The organism is Bacillus sp. JCM 19034, from assembly GCF_001310635.1.
In the GTDB taxonomy this organism is placed as follows: Bacteria; Bacillota; Bacilli; order Bacillales; family Bacillaceae_D; genus Halalkalibacter.
Genome location: NZ_BAXR01000005.1, coordinates 1 through 14,448 on the forward strand (window position 1 = coordinate 1; position 14,448 = coordinate 14,448).

Sequence of the window (14,448 nt, forward strand, 5' to 3'; positions counted from 1 at the left end):
GCATTTTCACACAATTTTTCTTCCCAATCCTGCACCTATCCGTCCGTAGATGCATTTTCACGCAATTTTTCTTCCCAATCCTGCACCTATCCGTCCGTAGATGCATTTTCACGCAATTTCTCTTCCCAATCCTGCACCTATAAACCTAATATTCCCACCCTCACTCACTAATTCCTCATGATCTCCAATCCAACTCCGACAGTTACAGATTCATTCATCCGTCCATTTCCCAGACATTCCGGCTGCAAAGAATTAACAACAGCATTTATTATACTAATAAAATAACTCATTTTTCCTCCCGAAAAGTTTATTTATTTTTTCTTCTCAAATAAATCGCTTTTGAAAAATCACTCTCAACCCCTTATATATCAACACTTTCCAGCATTCCGGAGAAAAGGCGATATTTTCAAATTGTAAGGAAATCTAACTATTCCGTAGCATTTACAGCGATTCTTGTTCTTACTTCCCTTCAATCTATCTAAGAGTGGCTCAGCACGATTAATCCGCTATTTGTTAAGTTGCGCCAGTTTTATAAACACGCTTATCATATTAATAGATCGTTTAACAAATTGAATTTTGAAGGAGGAAACTAACATTAAAAACCAAGGAACTCCTGTAGCAAGTAAAACAGATCAGGTTATTTATTCAAAACCAACTGTTGAAGACGGAGCTGGTATGTGGAAAGTAGTAAAGGAATCAACACTTGATCAAAACTCTGCTTATAAGTACATTATGATGTGCGAATTTTTTGCAGAAACATGTGTTGTAGCCAAAGTAGCTGACGAGGTTGTTGGATTTTTGACAGCATTTATCCCTCCGGAGCGGCAAGATGTCGTGTTTGTTTGGCAGATAGGTGTTCATTCTTCTCAACGCGGCAAAGGACTCGCGTCAAAAATGCTTGAAGAACTGATTAATCGCCCCGGATGCAATGATGTAAAGTTTGTTGAAGCAACGATTACACCTTCAAATGAAGCATCTCAAGCATTATTCCGACGATTAAGTACAAGGTTTGATACTAACTGTGAAGTACAGGAATGTTTTTCGGAGGACCTCTTCCCTGAAGAAGGTCATGAAAAAGAATTAACATTTCGTATTGGACCTATTCGCTAAGCAAATAAACTTTTGTCAGAAAAAGTGAAAAAAACTAGGAGGACTTTATCAATGAATGTAAATAATATGAATATTTTCGAAAAATTAGAATCGGAAGTTCGTAGTTATTGTCGTAGTTTCCCAACAATCTTTACCAAGGCAAAAGGCTATAAAATGTGGGACGAACAAGGTAAAGAATACATTGACTTCTTCTCAGGAGCTGGTGCCCTTAACTATGGTCACAATGATCCAAAAATGAAGGCAAAGCTCGTTGATTATATATTAAATGACGGTATTACTCACTCGTTAGATATGGCTACAGCACCAAAGGCGGAATTTCTGAAAAAATTTAACGACGTCATTTTAAAGCCGAGAAACCTTGAATATAAGATTATGTTCCCTGGTCCAACTGGAACGAATACGGTCGAAAGTGCTTTGAAATTAGCACGTAAAGTAACTGGACGTACGGATATTATTAGCTTTACGAACGGATTCCACGGTATGACGATCGGATCACTGTCTGTAACTGGTAATGCCTTTAAAAGAAAAGGAGCTGGAATTCCGTTACAAAATACGGTTACGATGCCATATGATAATTTTGTTAGTGAAGATCTCGATACATTGGAGTATCTTGAGCGCTTTTTAGAAGACGGTGGTAGCGGTGTTGAAATTCCGGCAGCGATGATTCTTGAGACGGTTCAAGGTGAAGGTGGAATTAATGCTGCACGTTTTGAATGGTTGCAACGTGTTGAACAAATTTGCAAGCGTTGGGGTATTCTCCTAATTGTTGATGATGTTCAAGCTGGAGTTGGACGTACAGGTACTTTCTTTAGCTTTGAAAAAGCGGGAATTAAACCTGACATCGTTTGTTTATCAAAATCAATTGGGGGCATGGGCTTACCGCTTGCTCTTACATTAATTCGTCCTGATTTAGACATTTGGGCACCTGGTGAACACAATGGTACATTCCGAGGAAATAACCATGCCTTTATTACAGCAACTGCAGCTCTATCTTATTGGGAAGACGATCAATTTGAAAAAGGCATTCAAGAGCGTTCGAAACGAATTTTCTCTTTCCTAGAGCGTATTGTCGCTAATTATCCTGAGCTTGAAGGTAAGGCAAAAGGACGCGGCTTTATGGTCGGAATCTCATCACCGGTAGATGGTCTTTCTTCAAAGGTAGCTGAAGAGGCGTTTGAACGTGGATTAATCATGGAAACATCAGGTCCTAAGGATGAAGTATTTAAGTTATTCCCACCTTTAACGATTGATGACGAAGGCTTAAATAAAGGCTTTGAAATTATTGAAGATAGTGTGAAAGCAGTACTTGGAGCAAGGGAGCTTGTTACCTCATAAACATTTCTCTAATCATATAAAAACATCAAACTTGGAGGCTATATAACATGAAAGTAGTAAAATTAGAAGATATTATTGGAACAGATCAAGAAGTAGACGGAGGAAACTGGGTTAGCCGCAGACTAGTCCTGAAAAAAGACGGGATGGGCTACTCCGTACATGATACGATTATCCGTGCAGGTACGGAGACTCATATTTGGTATCAAAACCACCTTGAATCCGTTTATTGTATTGAAGGAGAAGGGGAAGTAGAAACATTAGCTGATAACAAAGTGTGGCCGATTAAGAAAAATGAAATATATGTATTAGATAAACATGACGAACATCTTCTTCGTGCAAAAACTGATATGCGCATGGTTTGTGTCTTCAATCCTCCGATTACCGGTAGGGAGGTACACGACGAGAATGGGGTTTATCCTGTAGATGAAGACTAATTAAGATATTTGTAATGCGTCGTGCTCAGCTATTAAAATTCGTTTGGATGAAAGAACCCCACTTTCATCCAAGCGTACTACAAATGATTCTGACGCAAATTATTATTATTAATGTAAATACATTGACTGAAATGAGATGTCTTCTAATTCTACCCCGATTCGCTCTAGAAACTCATACAATTCATTAAAGGAATCACATGGGTATACATTTTCGCAAACGCTGCTCGCTTGATCAACTTGTTCAAGAAACGCTTCATTCATTCCGTCGTCTGTTTGCATGTTTAATACGAGCTCCAATGTTTCCATATCCTTTTCTAACGTCACATAGCCTTCGCTTTTATTATAATAAATATTAAAAGGAATGTGCGTATACGGATGTATAAACGATGCTTTGTACACAACCATAAATCTATAATCAACTCCCTTTCATTACATACGTGTTCATTTTTCCTAATCGCTTAATATTCGTTTTTATTTGCTCTCTTTTTTTGTTAAGCTCCTCAGCTGGTAGTGGCTTACTAATAATAAATCCTTGTACAATTTCACAATCGTTTTCGTATAGCTTATGTAACTGCTCCTCTGTTTCAACCCCTTCAACAACAGCCTGTAGCTTTAAAAGCTTTGTCATTCTTATAACAGAAGATAAAAGGGCGTTTGCTTTTTCATCTGTTGTAATTTTCTTTTACAAAAGAACCGTCAACCTTGACGATGTCAATCGGTAAATCTCGTAATTGGTTTAATGAGCTATAGCCTGTACCAAAATCATCAATACTAAGACTGACACCTAATTTTTTCAAACGCATTAAAATTTGATGCACGCTTCCTTTTTCCATCGCCATCGTTTCTGTAATCTCTAATTCTAATTGGTGTGGTTGTAATTGATATTCTCTTAAATAATGTTTGATCTTATCAATTAAATTATGTTGAAACAGCTGACTAACTGATAGATTCACTGAAACTGTAGGTATGCCAATTCCTTCATCGATCCATTTTCTCATTTGCAGGCAAGCTTGCTCAATAACCCATTCACCGATTGCTAAAATGATCCCCGTCCTTTCGGCAATTGGAATAAACTCTCCAGGTGATATCATTCGGCCACTTGGGTGCTTCCACCTTACTAATGCTTCGACACCGACTAAGTCTCCAGTCTTAATATTGAGTTTTGGTTGATAATATAACAGAAGTTGATTTAGGTCAATTGATTTACGTAAATCTGCCTCAATTCGTATTGCTTCATTTGGGCGTGTTTTCATAGAGTTATGAAAAAAAGCAAATGGCTGATGGTGCTCTCTTGCAAATTCTAATGCATGCATAGCATTTTTTTGCAAATCCTTCTCTGTTTCTCCAGCACCTTGAAAGTGAGTAATACCAACAGTTGCCGTTAAGAAAAACTCATACTGATCGTATTTCACTGTTTCTTCAATTGTTTTAATCGCAAAGCGTATCATCTTAATCGTCTGTTCATTCGGTCTTATTTTGCGGTCAATAATCGCAAAGCGACTATCGCTAATTTTTGCAATATATAAATTCGGACTTAACAACGGTTTAAAACGGTTTGCTAAAATACGTACAACTTCCTCTGAAATTTGTTGATCGATATGTTTTCGAATAAAGTTTAAACGATTAACTTTTAAAATATAAAAGCCAAACGGTTCGCCATGTTTCAATCGTTCTGAAAGAGTGTATTTTAAGCCTTCATAATTGGCAAACCCTGATATCGGATCATTCAAATGAAGGTATCGTATTTTCTCAGAAGCTTGCTCCTCTTTCGTTATATCAGTTACAATGCCGCCAATACGAATCAAAGATCCACTTTCTGAATAAATCGGATAAATTTGATCTTGAACCCAGCACTGCTCACCATTCTTTTTGAGTATCCGATATTTGATGATAATATTTTGTTCTTTATCAAACATTTCTTTCCAATGACATAAAGTATAATCCTTTCGATCTTCTGGATGTATGCGTTCATACCAAAGGCTCGACGCCCGGACTAATTCATCGTTTGAATATCCAAGCAGTTCTCTAACATAAGATGAGACCCGAAGCAATTCATTTGTTCTAGCATCTCTTAACCATAAAACGGAATTAGCAGATTCATACATGCTCTCTAGTTGGTTTAGAGCCTTATTCTTCTCTTTAAGTTCAATTAATAACCAAATAATAAGAACGATAACGACAATATACAGGACTCCCTGTAAGATCAGTAGCAAGGGTTCTGTTGCAGCATAAGGTAAAAGGAAATGTACAACAATTAAACTCATTACAATTACTAATAATTGATTAATCGTTAAAAATGATTTATTGAACACATTATCTTCCCCCATGACGACAACCTTTAATAAAACGCTTACATTATTATTCAACAAAAATAGGCAAATTCCTTTTATCTTTGTTTCGGCATTTTTAGAAGTTTATTTAGAAAGCCTAGTGTAATGATCTTACAACCTAGCTTGTCACTTTAACGATAGTACTACAAGTCATGTAGTGAAATAACATCACCGTTTCCTGAATTGACAGCCATTTGACAATCTAATTTTCCGCATAAGACATATCGCTTTTGACCTACATCGTAAACGTAATAAGGCTTTAGCTCAATGAATTCTTTTACTTTTTCAAAGGCTTCTTCTTTTGTTAGCTTTATTGGGTCAGATGCTTGAAATTGGTCAAATTCCTCGAGCATTAGCTTATTATCGATATAATTAACTGGTTGTAGCGTATTAGCATCAATGAAAATGAGCAGTTTCCGTTTGAACACACGAAGTTCCTGTTCATTAGCTCTTAACGTTGCGATTATATACCCCTTGTCGCGATGCAATGTTTCGACTTTCCACTTCCCCGTATCACTAGAAAAATCCTGCCGTAACACATTTTTAACTGTAGTTAAACATTGCTTTTGTTCTAGCTCTGTGATTGGGAGGGACAGAGGGCTTGGCTCGTTCGAAAATGCTTGCTCTACCGTTATATCTTCAGTCATACTAATCTCTGTTCTTTCAACACGTTTATTATATATAGGCTCCTCCCAATCGATCGTTTCATCAATATTCACCTGTGTCCCTACTTCCACATGTAAATCAAATGGAATCGTTGAACTTCGATCATTCATTACATAAATCTCTTCTATTGCATAAACGGAAATGAGTTTTTTCTCTTTAAAGGAAGGGAATTCTACTAGCTTCAATTGGTCCTTTGCTAACGGTTCGACTGATTCAAGAGAAAGTGTATAATTCGCATCTTCCACGATTTCATTAGAAGGAAATAGGCCAAATTTTGAAAACGAAATAAGCTTTCCTTCCTGATTATATGTAACCTTAATATATCCAGCTGGAGCTACAGCTATTTCTTTATAACATGCTTGAAAGCAAAGCTCTCCTTCCTCCTCTTTACTTAATTTAAAATGCTTTTGGTAAGTAAGGCCCGTCTCGTTTTCAATCCATTTGATGATGTCGTTTTTATCTTTATTCTTAAAAGCAACCCCATTTTTTGCATATGTTTGCCCCATAACAAAACTAACACTATTATACTTCCGACTTGTTACATCAAATTCGATCACGGCTGTTCCATCAGGGTTCAAATCATCTTCCTCTTCTACCGTTACATGATTAGGGAACCATTCCATACAAAACGTGTAGTTCGTTTCATTGAGAACATTCAGATCCCGAGCAAGACTGTGCCGTTGTAAATAATAATTCTCTAATCCAAACTTGTCCTTTGTAGCTTTAACTAACTCTTCTATTCTTCGATCCATTATGAACCTCCATTATTAAAAGATTTAGTTGAAATTGTAACTTACAAGCAAAATCCACTTTAATAAAGCCTTTTTGTATAACTCTCTTCAAGTCTCTTTTCAATCATCTCAACACTCGTATTAGGAAGCTTTGCATGGTCAAAAATGATTTTAGAAGCGGCTGGTAATTGTTCTTTATTAGGCCAAGAGTTTGGTTCCCAAAACTGAGAACGCTTGAAAGCTTTCGCACAATGAATAAAACATTCTTCCACCTCTACTCCTATAGCTAAAAGCGGCTTCTTCCCATTAACGGCAGTTTTATTAAGCAATTCCTGATCCATTACTAAAGTTGCCTTCCCGTTGACTCTTAATGTTTCACCTAACCCTGGGATAATAAAGATAAGACCTACTCTTCGGCTTGATAAAATATTACGCATCGAATCTATTCTTTTATTACCGGGTCGCTCAGGTATAATTAACTGTTTATGACTTAGTACTTTTACGAACCTACTTGATCACCTCTAGGAGAAACGTCGCAAAAGCCATCCTTATCTGCAGTTGACATAACTAAAAAGGGTGACTTTGATATAAATTCTATACAATTATGATCGAGATATGTAATAGCTTTATTGTTTACTAGCTCACTAGGAAAACCAATTATTGATCGAAGTTCCTCTTCTGTTTCAATTGTATGTTGAAATTGAACGTCTTCTTTCATATGCCACCTCTATTCTCACTGTAAATCTAGAATCTTATTAATGAATTCGGTTTTGCCTGAAGTATACGAAGATCGGTCTTTGGCTGTAAGTGCTAAATTCCGTTTTAAATCTTCATATTCAATGGCAGCTTGTCGGTTATTACGTAGGTAGTCTCTAAATGCTAAATGTCTTGCAAGTTCTTTACTATCTTTCTTGTGGAGTAAGAATATCCTTTCTACCAAATGCTTCTCTGCCTTCAAAGCTCCATTCCTCTTGGTGAAAGTATCCTATTTTCTCTAGCTCTAGAATTATATTAGGGAAAACATCATAGCTTTCTATTACAATGTCTATATCCAAAATTGGTTTCGCCGCAAGACCTTGAACAGAAGTGCTTCCAACGTGCTCAATATCAATAATTAAATTATGTAAAGACATAGTTAAAATTCGCTTGATTTGTTGAAATATTTCCGCCCATCGTTCGTCTGTAACAAGTTCTATTCCGGAATGTTCCAATTGTGCTCCCCCTTATTCCACTAGTATGTTTGAATGAAATGAACGTTAAAATTTTGTGAGTACGATTTGATGATTTTCACTATTTAAATCAACTGTCCCACCAATCGGGAAAGTAAAACTAGGCTGTGCATGCCCAAAATCGACATCATACAAAACTGGAATAGATTTCAACATAGGGTGCTTATCGAGAATATATAGTAGATGTTCTTCAGTCATTTTAGATGCACGCTGAAAACGTCCAATCACAAGTCCCTCTAATTTACCTACCACTTGTAATAACGATGTAAAGTCACGAGCAAATGTTTCAGGAATCGTCATTTGGTCATCCTCAATAAATAATACCTTTCCTCGGAGGCTTGGCATATATTCAGTTCCTTGCAACAAGTTAAGAGTACAGAGATTCCCTCCAAATAATTGTGCACGAGCTCGCCCTTTGCTATATACTTTCCAATTCGTCTTTTCAAACTTTCTATTATCTTGATCCAAAACCATGCATCATCGCTCCATTGTGCAGATGGGTGAATTTGATAGATTTCAGCTTGCATGAGGCATTTCTTAAAAAAGTCAGTCTGATACGGTTGTGCTTGTTCCATTTGGAAACTTGAAAAGTGTGGACCAGAATAAGTAATTAAACCTGTTTTTGCTGTAATAGCTATTGCTATTGCCGTGATATCACTATATCCACAAAATATTTTAGGATTTTGTCTAATGCATTCATAATCAATATATGGAAGTAGCTCGTTACAATTAAAACCACCTATTACGGTTAAAATTCCTTTAACATTCCGATCTTGAAAAGCTTCATGCAGATCCGCTATTCGTTCATCGATCGGAGCAGAATTATGTAAATCACTGTGAAATATATTCTTTCCAAACGTTACAATAAAACCTAGGCCTTCAAATCGTTTTTTTGCTTGTTGAATTCCCTCCACTGATAGGATAGTAGCACTCCTACTTGGAGCGATCACTCGGATTTCGTCCCCTGCTTTAAGCTTTGCTGGTATTATCATAATAGGCTCTCCTCTTTACGATCATCATTTCAATGGCTATTTCGTATCGAACTTCTTCGTCATGACTTTCATTCAAATAACCATAAAAACGATCAAATTAAGCTCAACTCATAATGAGAAAATTGTGTGTCCTGTTTATAACCACATTTTTCATATAATCTTTGAGCAGAGTGATTATCTACCGATGTACTTAAACTAATCCTTTTCGCACCTGTTATAATTGCAGATTCTTTTGCTTTCTGTAAAAGCTTTTCTCCAATTCCTTGTTTTCTCGCTCCTTCATCTACATACAAATCATTTAATATCCAGGCCCGTTTCATAGAGACTGATGAAAATGTAGGATAAAGCTGCGTGAAGCCTACATACTTCTCTTTGTCTTTCACAACAAAAATAACAGACTCCTTATTTACTATACGATCTTTTATAAATGCTTTTGCTCCTTCCAGATCGGATGATTGTCCATAAAACATTCGATACAGGTTAAATAAATGTGATACTCCATCTAAATCTGCAATTGTTGCTTGATTTATCTCCATTCCCCTTCTACCACCTTAATTAAAATTTATTATACAATCTCCATTCATCTTAACATGAGTTCATTATGTTATAGTAAGCTTGCATACTTAGAGAAATTCGGTCTTAAATCATCAACTATCATTCTGCATCTCCTCAGCTCTTTTTCATATTCAACCAATTTCTTACTTACATACAAGATGCTTACTTTTGTCGTTAAAGAGACATCTGAAAATGATGGCAAGTGATATCTAATCCGCCTTTAAGGTAAAATCTATGGGCATCGTGTCTATGTACACCAGAATCCAAATGAAATTGCTCGCAGTCATTTTCCTTCGCTTGATTGATTAGCCATTCCCAAAGAATTTTCGCATATCCTTTTCGCCGGCTTTTATCATCGGTAATCAAATCATCAACATAAAAATAGTTCCCCCAAGCTAGAGATTCCGTGATTCGATACCCAGCTGCAGCCCTTACTTCATCATTTTCTATTACAGCTACTAAGTTATAATGATAGCTCTTTTGCAGTCGTCTCATTTTAGCTAAAAAACCATCTTTAGTTAAATGTGGACGCAGTTGTTTCATCGTGCTAAAAGCAGACATGATTTCTGAATCCGTTTTTAGTAGCTTTACGGTTGGTTGCATGATTTTTCTCTCCTCTTATTTCAGATATTTTTTACGGTATTCTATTTATAAATGAGCACTTCATTTGTTTGAACATCTACGATACGTGTTCGAACATCATTCTTTGAAATAAAGACAGCGGTACCATCCTTGACAATACAATAAGCAATAGGTATTGATATGTCTGAATCGCGAAACGAACCGTCTGCATGACTAGTTCCAATAATCATCGTTTTGTAGTCGATTGCTATTTTAGTAGCTTCAGCAATCCATTCTGCAAACTGTTCCTCACTAAACATCCCTACACCAATCGGATGTACGATTAAGTCTACACCTTGATAATCCGTCCCTTTTATTCTTTGAACGATTAATTCATCGCATAGAATGTGACCTATTTTCATGTCTTCTACTTCGACAAAAGCTGTTGTGCTATATTTCACTCTGTCTAATATAATTTCACCAGAACGATTAATGATTAATGCTCTGTCTTTTGGCTTTTCTTGTAGCCTTCTATATCCTCCGATTAACACGGTATTAAATCTTCTAGCTACTTCACACGCTTTTTTAATATTTTCATTTAAATATCCCTCAGGAAAAATAACAGCATCTATATCCGGATTTTCTGTTATCTCTCCTTCGAGTTGTTTAATCTGTTTTTCTAGTTTTGGTTGGAGGATTAAGACTTTCACTCACTCACCTTCTATCAAAAAGAGTTTATGTACATTTTTCAATGTAATCTGTAATCCGACCGAATTTAGATCAAATTACCTTAACGCATCCTCATCGTCTTCATGATTTATTTGCTGTAAAATCCACGTTTCACTATCTTCCTGTTTGTAGGAAGCAAAATACGTTTTCCCTTCTTCTATTAAGTTCCATACCATAGGTTCCTCAATGAAGATTCTTAACGGCTCTTCCTTTGTATCACCGTTAGGATCAAAAGCAACAATCCATGCTTCACTATAATCCTCTGAAAATTGTTTGTTAATTACTTCAATCATTGATGCAGTAGAACCTAAATTCGTTTCATCAGAAGAACAACTAGTAAGAATGCTGGCCATGATCGCTACAACGATTAAACAAGAGATGTTAAGTTTCATTTTATTTCTCCTCTATTATGTTAAATGCATATTCTTTGCACACGTACAGGTTAACTTAGAAGACAATACCTAGCATCATCTACATGATTGGACTTTTCGAAAGCTTGCCTTGAAACAGGTCTTACACAAATAGTAATACTGCAAATACTCCCAAATGTCGTAATCTACGCACGGCACATCTCCTTTCACTTAAGAGTATAAAACGATTTCTATAAACCACCAAAGAGATACATAAGAATATCAAACTTCTCAAGTATGAAAAAAACAATAAGGACAGTGGAACAACCTTCACATACTGCTTCTTTGACTTTGGCAATATAATAAGTAGCATTAGTGCCAGAAAAAGTTCAAACCCAACGTCGATGGAAAATAGGTAGACCTTGTGTAAGCAATAATCCAATAGGTAATGCAGCACAAAAAGCTGCACTCCACCCCTCACCTTTACTAAACCAGACGATGTATGCTGCTATAGGCGAAGCAAGTGCAATCGCTCCCCATCGTAAAAAATAATAAGTTGGGAAAAAGCCAAATAATAGTTGTGAATAAAGATAGTAGGCTAGTAATATCCCAAAAAAGATAAAGAATACATTAAGAGCGACATAAATAGGCCTCTTGCTCCAAAAAGCAATGAGAGTCGCCAACACAACCCATATTTCTAGATTTGTAGTAACATCACTAATAAAGCTGAAGACTATGCCAGTTATACTATCATTAGAAGGGATCGTATCAGTAAATTAAGCAATTACCCCTAATAAAATGCCGGTAATAAAACAAGCAGTTATATGTAGAAGCATTTGTTTCTTAATTTGTTCTTGACACATTATTATCCTCCAACACAATCGAAAATTCCTCAATATGGAATAAACACATTTTCATTATACATGAATTCTAAACGGGCACTATCATATATTTTTACGGTCTTACGTACACACTGCCCTTTTTTGTAAAAAAGTGTACAAAGCCCAATCCATAACAGACTATGATCATAAATTATAGTAGTCCTCTATGTTGAGGAAATATTTAAAAATCAGAAAGGGGATTTATGATGTCACAAAACTTAGGGCTTGAAAATCTTCTAAAAGAGCTTCTTGATAAAAAGAGAGATGACAAATGTGGGGACGATAAATGTGGGGTAGAACAAGTTCTTAAAAATCTTCCTCCAAACTATCCTGTTGGTGGTGTCTTCGTAAAAGGTAAGCTTATTCCAGTAGCGTTTTTCTCAAACGTTTGTGATTGTCTAGCATACTTTTTAGATGAAGAGGGTCAAGTTGTTGTGCTAGAAGTCGATAAAATTACTGGTATCGCTTTTGGTGAAGCACCAGAACCGCTTTAATCTTTTAACAATAGGGGAAAGAGACGATCTTTCCCTCATTTTATTCTAGATCCTCACTGCCCCAACGTACGCCATCAATTTTGTTTACATGTAACGAATTAATGCTATCCTCATTTGAAAAATGGACCAGCTCTCCTTCCGTATTTAAAAAGCGTGTAGTAGGCACAACACAGCCATTAAGCAATACTTCATATACTGGGTAATTTGCTGGTAAAGACTCGAACACTTTTTTAAATGGGGTAGCGTTTGTCAATGATTTTACTTTTGTTTCGAGTTCTTTTATTCGTTTTCTTTGCTCACGACTTTCTTCCATTAATACTTGAAGTAGATCACTGTCTGTAACCTGATTGTTTATGTCAGGCGGTTGAATGAATTGCTGTAATTCTTTTTCTATTTGATTTATTACATGGCGATCTTTAGCGTGTTCTGAATAATAAAAGCTTTGATTCGCCTTCATGTTATCGTTATTTACGAGATACGGTAATGATTTAGGGCGTCTTTTCATAACATTTTTGAACTCCTTTCCAAAAAATATAACGTGTAATTTAACTAAAAATGGTAAATGTTACTAGTCTATTGTACCTTTCACATTTATTCTAGTCTCATATGATAAAGTATCTTTTCGAGAAAAGAGGTGAATGAATATATGAGTCACGGCTTTGAATGCCATTCATGTGGCAGATTTCGAAATGACTTTTTCTCACGTTGTTCTTGTGGAATAGACTTCCGTCACCGTCACCATGATTTCCACCGAAGACATGATTGTCGTAGTTTATGTGATTGCAAAAGGGATCATTTCAAAGATTGCCATTGCATCGATAGAGATAGACATCATAGACACAGAGATTGCGATTTCAGACATCGTGAAAGATTTTGCGATGACCGATTTAATGTTCGTTTAAGAGGGTTAGAAGGTGGCTTTGCTTTCAGGTTACGCCAGCTTGTCGGCTGTGTAGTTAAATTGGAAGTTGAATGCGGTGATGAGTGTAACGTATTTATAGGAACGATTTGCCATGTTGGCCGAGATTTTGTTGAAATTGAAAAAATTGATGAAGAAAGAAGACGCCGCAGAGATTGCCATTGCAGTAGTCGCACTAAACACAAAGAGCGTAAAGATGATTTCGTGATCATCCCTCTCGATGAAATCAAAGCAATAAAAGTAGAAGATGATAAAAAGCACTGTTAATGAATGAATGTAGAATAATCAGTGTGCTTCCTGTTGTAAGCACCCTGATTATTCTTTTTCATCCCTATTTTGCCCTTCTCGATTTCCTTCTCATCTTTTTCCGAGATTCCTTTCTAATTTTCAGCAAATAAATATCTTCCAAATTCATTACTATTTTTCTTCTACGCATAAACGTTAACTTATCCGCATTAATATCTATAAAGCTTGCTCTAATAAGGTTTCTTTTCATAACGATATAGACTTGTTTTCCTAAATGGAAGCATAGGAAGGTTTTTAAATCTAACCCGAAAAATAACTGAATTAATTCCGGTGATTGACCAACTGTTGCCCCAAAGTCTAACGTTATCGCCCTTCGCAGGCATGGGTCAAACGTTACCTCCTGCTCATGTTCTTCCTTACGAACTTCATCATGTTTAATAGAGCATACATCTTCTAGTCGAAAAACCTTCAGAAAACGTTCATCCTCCAATAAGACGAAATCTCTTCCAACTAAACAGACGACCCCTTGAACTAATTTCTTCCTGCCCTCTTCTTGTTTTGCAAGCTCAACCTTAATAAACTGTCCCTTTAATCCTTCAAATGCTTCCCGTAATCTCTCCTCCTCAACGTCGGCGGCCTCTTCCACGTCTCGTCTTGATAGGGCAAGACTTAGCAATAATTCATTCGCCTCTTCAATTCTTCTCTCCAAATCTTCAAGTTCTTCCGGAGATAAGCACGTATTTGGCGACGGGAATTTAGGAGTCGGAATTCTCTCTTGGCAGCATTCTTCTGGGATACAAAAGTCATCTGGTGCATCCGCTGGCACAAAAGATGGACAGTGAAATTCATTGCAATGATTATGATGATTCATCTATTCCACCTCCTC

Annotated in this window: 18 protein-coding genes and 3 pseudogenes; 6 read left to right on the forward strand and 15 right to left on the reverse strand. The window is 36.4% G+C overall.

Features of this window, described 5'->3' with window-relative positions:
* Positions 1-167: 167 nt before the first annotated feature.
* Entirely contained in the window at positions 168-290 is a 123-nt protein-coding gene (locus JCM19034_RS24055) for a hypothetical protein (protein WP_269431685.1), read from the reverse strand.
* A 286-nt stretch (positions 291-576) separates the two neighbouring features.
* Here JCM19034_RS24055 and ectA point away from each other — a divergent pair, with 286 nt between their 5' ends.
* Genes ectA through JCM19034_RS09700 form a run of 3 tightly spaced genes read left to right on the forward strand, consistent with a single transcriptional unit; the run spans position 577 to position 2,879 of the window.
* The gene (ectA, locus tag JCM19034_RS09690) at positions 577-1,110 is read left to right on the forward strand and encodes a diaminobutyrate acetyltransferase (RefSeq protein ID WP_082393945.1); all 534 of its coding nucleotides are present in this window, start codon (positions 577-579) and stop codon (positions 1,108-1,110) included.
* A 51-nt stretch (positions 1,111-1,161) separates the two neighbouring features.
* Positions 1,162-2,445 (forward strand): diaminobutyrate--2-oxoglutarate transaminase, encoded by a 1,284-nt coding sequence (gene ectB, locus JCM19034_RS09695; protein ID WP_062049285.1) that lies wholly within the window; start codon positions 1,162-1,164, stop codon positions 2,443-2,445.
* Positions 2,446-2,492: 47 nt separating this feature from the next.
* Entirely contained in the window at positions 2,493-2,879 is a 387-nt protein-coding gene (locus tag JCM19034_RS09700) for an ectoine synthase (protein WP_062049287.1), read from the forward strand.
* 108 nt (positions 2,880-2,987) lie between these two features.
* On the opposite strand, the gene JCM19034_RS09705 is transcribed toward JCM19034_RS09700, so the two are convergent.
* The 12 genes and pseudogenes from JCM19034_RS09705 to JCM19034_RS09760 all read right to left on the reverse strand — a co-directional run bounded on the left by JCM19034_RS09705 (position 2,988) and on the right by JCM19034_RS09760 (position 11,708).
* Positions 2,988-3,284 carry a hypothetical protein gene (locus JCM19034_RS09705; protein WP_062049289.1) on the reverse strand — a complete coding sequence of 99 codons (297 nt, stop codon included), beginning with the start codon at positions 3,282-3,284 and terminating at the stop codon, positions 2,988-2,990.
* Positions 3,285-3,294: 10 nt separating this feature from the next.
* Positions 3,295-3,507, reverse strand: a complete 213-nt coding sequence (locus JCM19034_RS09710) for an EAL domain-containing protein (protein ID WP_062049290.1) — start codon at positions 3,505-3,507, stop codon at positions 3,295-3,297.
* A 34-nt stretch (positions 3,508-3,541) separates the two neighbouring features.
* Positions 3,542-5,191, reverse strand: coding sequence for a bifunctional diguanylate cyclase/phosphodiesterase (locus tag JCM19034_RS09715; protein ID WP_197276382.1), 1,650 nt, complete (start codon positions 5,189-5,191; stop codon positions 3,542-3,544).
* Positions 5,192-5,352: 161 nt separating this feature from the next.
* A complete protein-coding gene (locus JCM19034_RS09720) occupies positions 5,353-6,627 on the reverse strand; it encodes a hypothetical protein (RefSeq protein ID WP_062049300.1) in 1,275 nt (424 codons plus the stop codon).
* A gap of 59 nt (positions 6,628-6,686) precedes the next feature.
* Positions 6,687-7,324, reverse strand: a pseudogene (locus JCM19034_RS09725) (pyridoxamine 5'-phosphate oxidase family protein).
* 15 nt (positions 7,325-7,339) lie between these two features.
* Positions 7,340-7,739 (reverse strand): annotated as a pseudogene (locus JCM19034_RS09730) (GrpB family protein).
* A 123-nt stretch (positions 7,740-7,862) separates the two neighbouring features.
* Positions 7,863-8,827, reverse strand: a pseudogene (locus JCM19034_RS09735) (S66 peptidase family protein).
* Positions 8,828-8,919: 92 nt separating this feature from the next.
* A complete protein-coding gene (locus tag JCM19034_RS09740) occupies positions 8,920-9,363 on the reverse strand; it encodes an N-acetyltransferase (protein ID WP_062049303.1) in 444 nt (147 codons plus the stop codon).
* Positions 9,364-9,556: 193 nt separating this feature from the next.
* A complete protein-coding gene (locus tag JCM19034_RS09745; RefSeq protein ID WP_062049304.1) occupies positions 9,557-9,985 on the reverse strand; it encodes a GNAT family N-acetyltransferase in 429 nt (142 codons plus the stop codon).
* Positions 9,986-10,026: 41 nt separating this feature from the next.
* The gene (locus JCM19034_RS09750) at positions 10,027-10,653 is read right to left on the reverse strand and encodes a hypothetical protein (RefSeq protein ID WP_062049306.1); all 627 of its coding nucleotides are present in this window, start codon (positions 10,651-10,653) and stop codon (positions 10,027-10,029) included.
* A gap of 75 nt (positions 10,654-10,728) precedes the next feature.
* Entirely contained in the window at positions 10,729-11,064 is a 336-nt protein-coding gene (locus JCM19034_RS09755; protein ID WP_062049308.1) for a hypothetical protein, read from the reverse strand.
* Between the two features lie 347 nt (positions 11,065-11,411).
* A complete protein-coding gene (locus JCM19034_RS09760) occupies positions 11,412-11,708 on the reverse strand; it encodes a hypothetical protein (protein WP_062049310.1) in 297 nt (98 codons plus the stop codon).
* 401 nt (positions 11,709-12,109) lie between these two features.
* Between JCM19034_RS09760 and JCM19034_RS09765 the strand changes: the two genes are divergently transcribed.
* Complete coding sequence (locus JCM19034_RS09765; RefSeq protein ID WP_062049312.1) at positions 12,110-12,397, forward strand: hypothetical protein; 288 nt, start codon at positions 12,110-12,112, stop codon at positions 12,395-12,397.
* A gap of 40 nt (positions 12,398-12,437) precedes the next feature.
* Here JCM19034_RS09765 and JCM19034_RS09770 read toward each other — a convergent pair whose 3' ends face one another.
* Positions 12,438-12,902 (reverse strand): hypothetical protein, encoded by a 465-nt coding sequence (locus tag JCM19034_RS09770; protein ID WP_062049314.1) that lies wholly within the window; start codon positions 12,900-12,902, stop codon positions 12,438-12,440.
* A 253-nt stretch (positions 12,903-13,155) separates the two neighbouring features.
* Between JCM19034_RS09770 and JCM19034_RS21740 the strand changes: the two genes are divergently transcribed.
* Positions 13,156-13,299: a hypothetical protein gene (locus JCM19034_RS21740; RefSeq protein WP_156323941.1), complete on the forward strand. Its 144-nt coding sequence runs from the start codon at positions 13,156-13,158 to the stop codon at positions 13,297-13,299.
* Positions 13,300-13,358: 59 nt separating this feature from the next.
* Positions 13,359-13,583: a hypothetical protein gene (locus JCM19034_RS21745; RefSeq protein ID WP_156323942.1), complete on the forward strand. Its 225-nt coding sequence runs from the start codon at positions 13,359-13,361 to the stop codon at positions 13,581-13,583.
* A gap of 64 nt (positions 13,584-13,647) precedes the next feature.
* On the opposite strand, the gene JCM19034_RS09775 is transcribed toward JCM19034_RS21745, so the two are convergent.
* The gene (locus JCM19034_RS09775) at positions 13,648-14,433 is read right to left on the reverse strand and encodes a hypothetical protein (protein WP_062049316.1); all 786 of its coding nucleotides are present in this window, start codon (positions 14,431-14,433) and stop codon (positions 13,648-13,650) included.
* Positions 14,434-14,448: the final 15 nt, after the last annotated feature.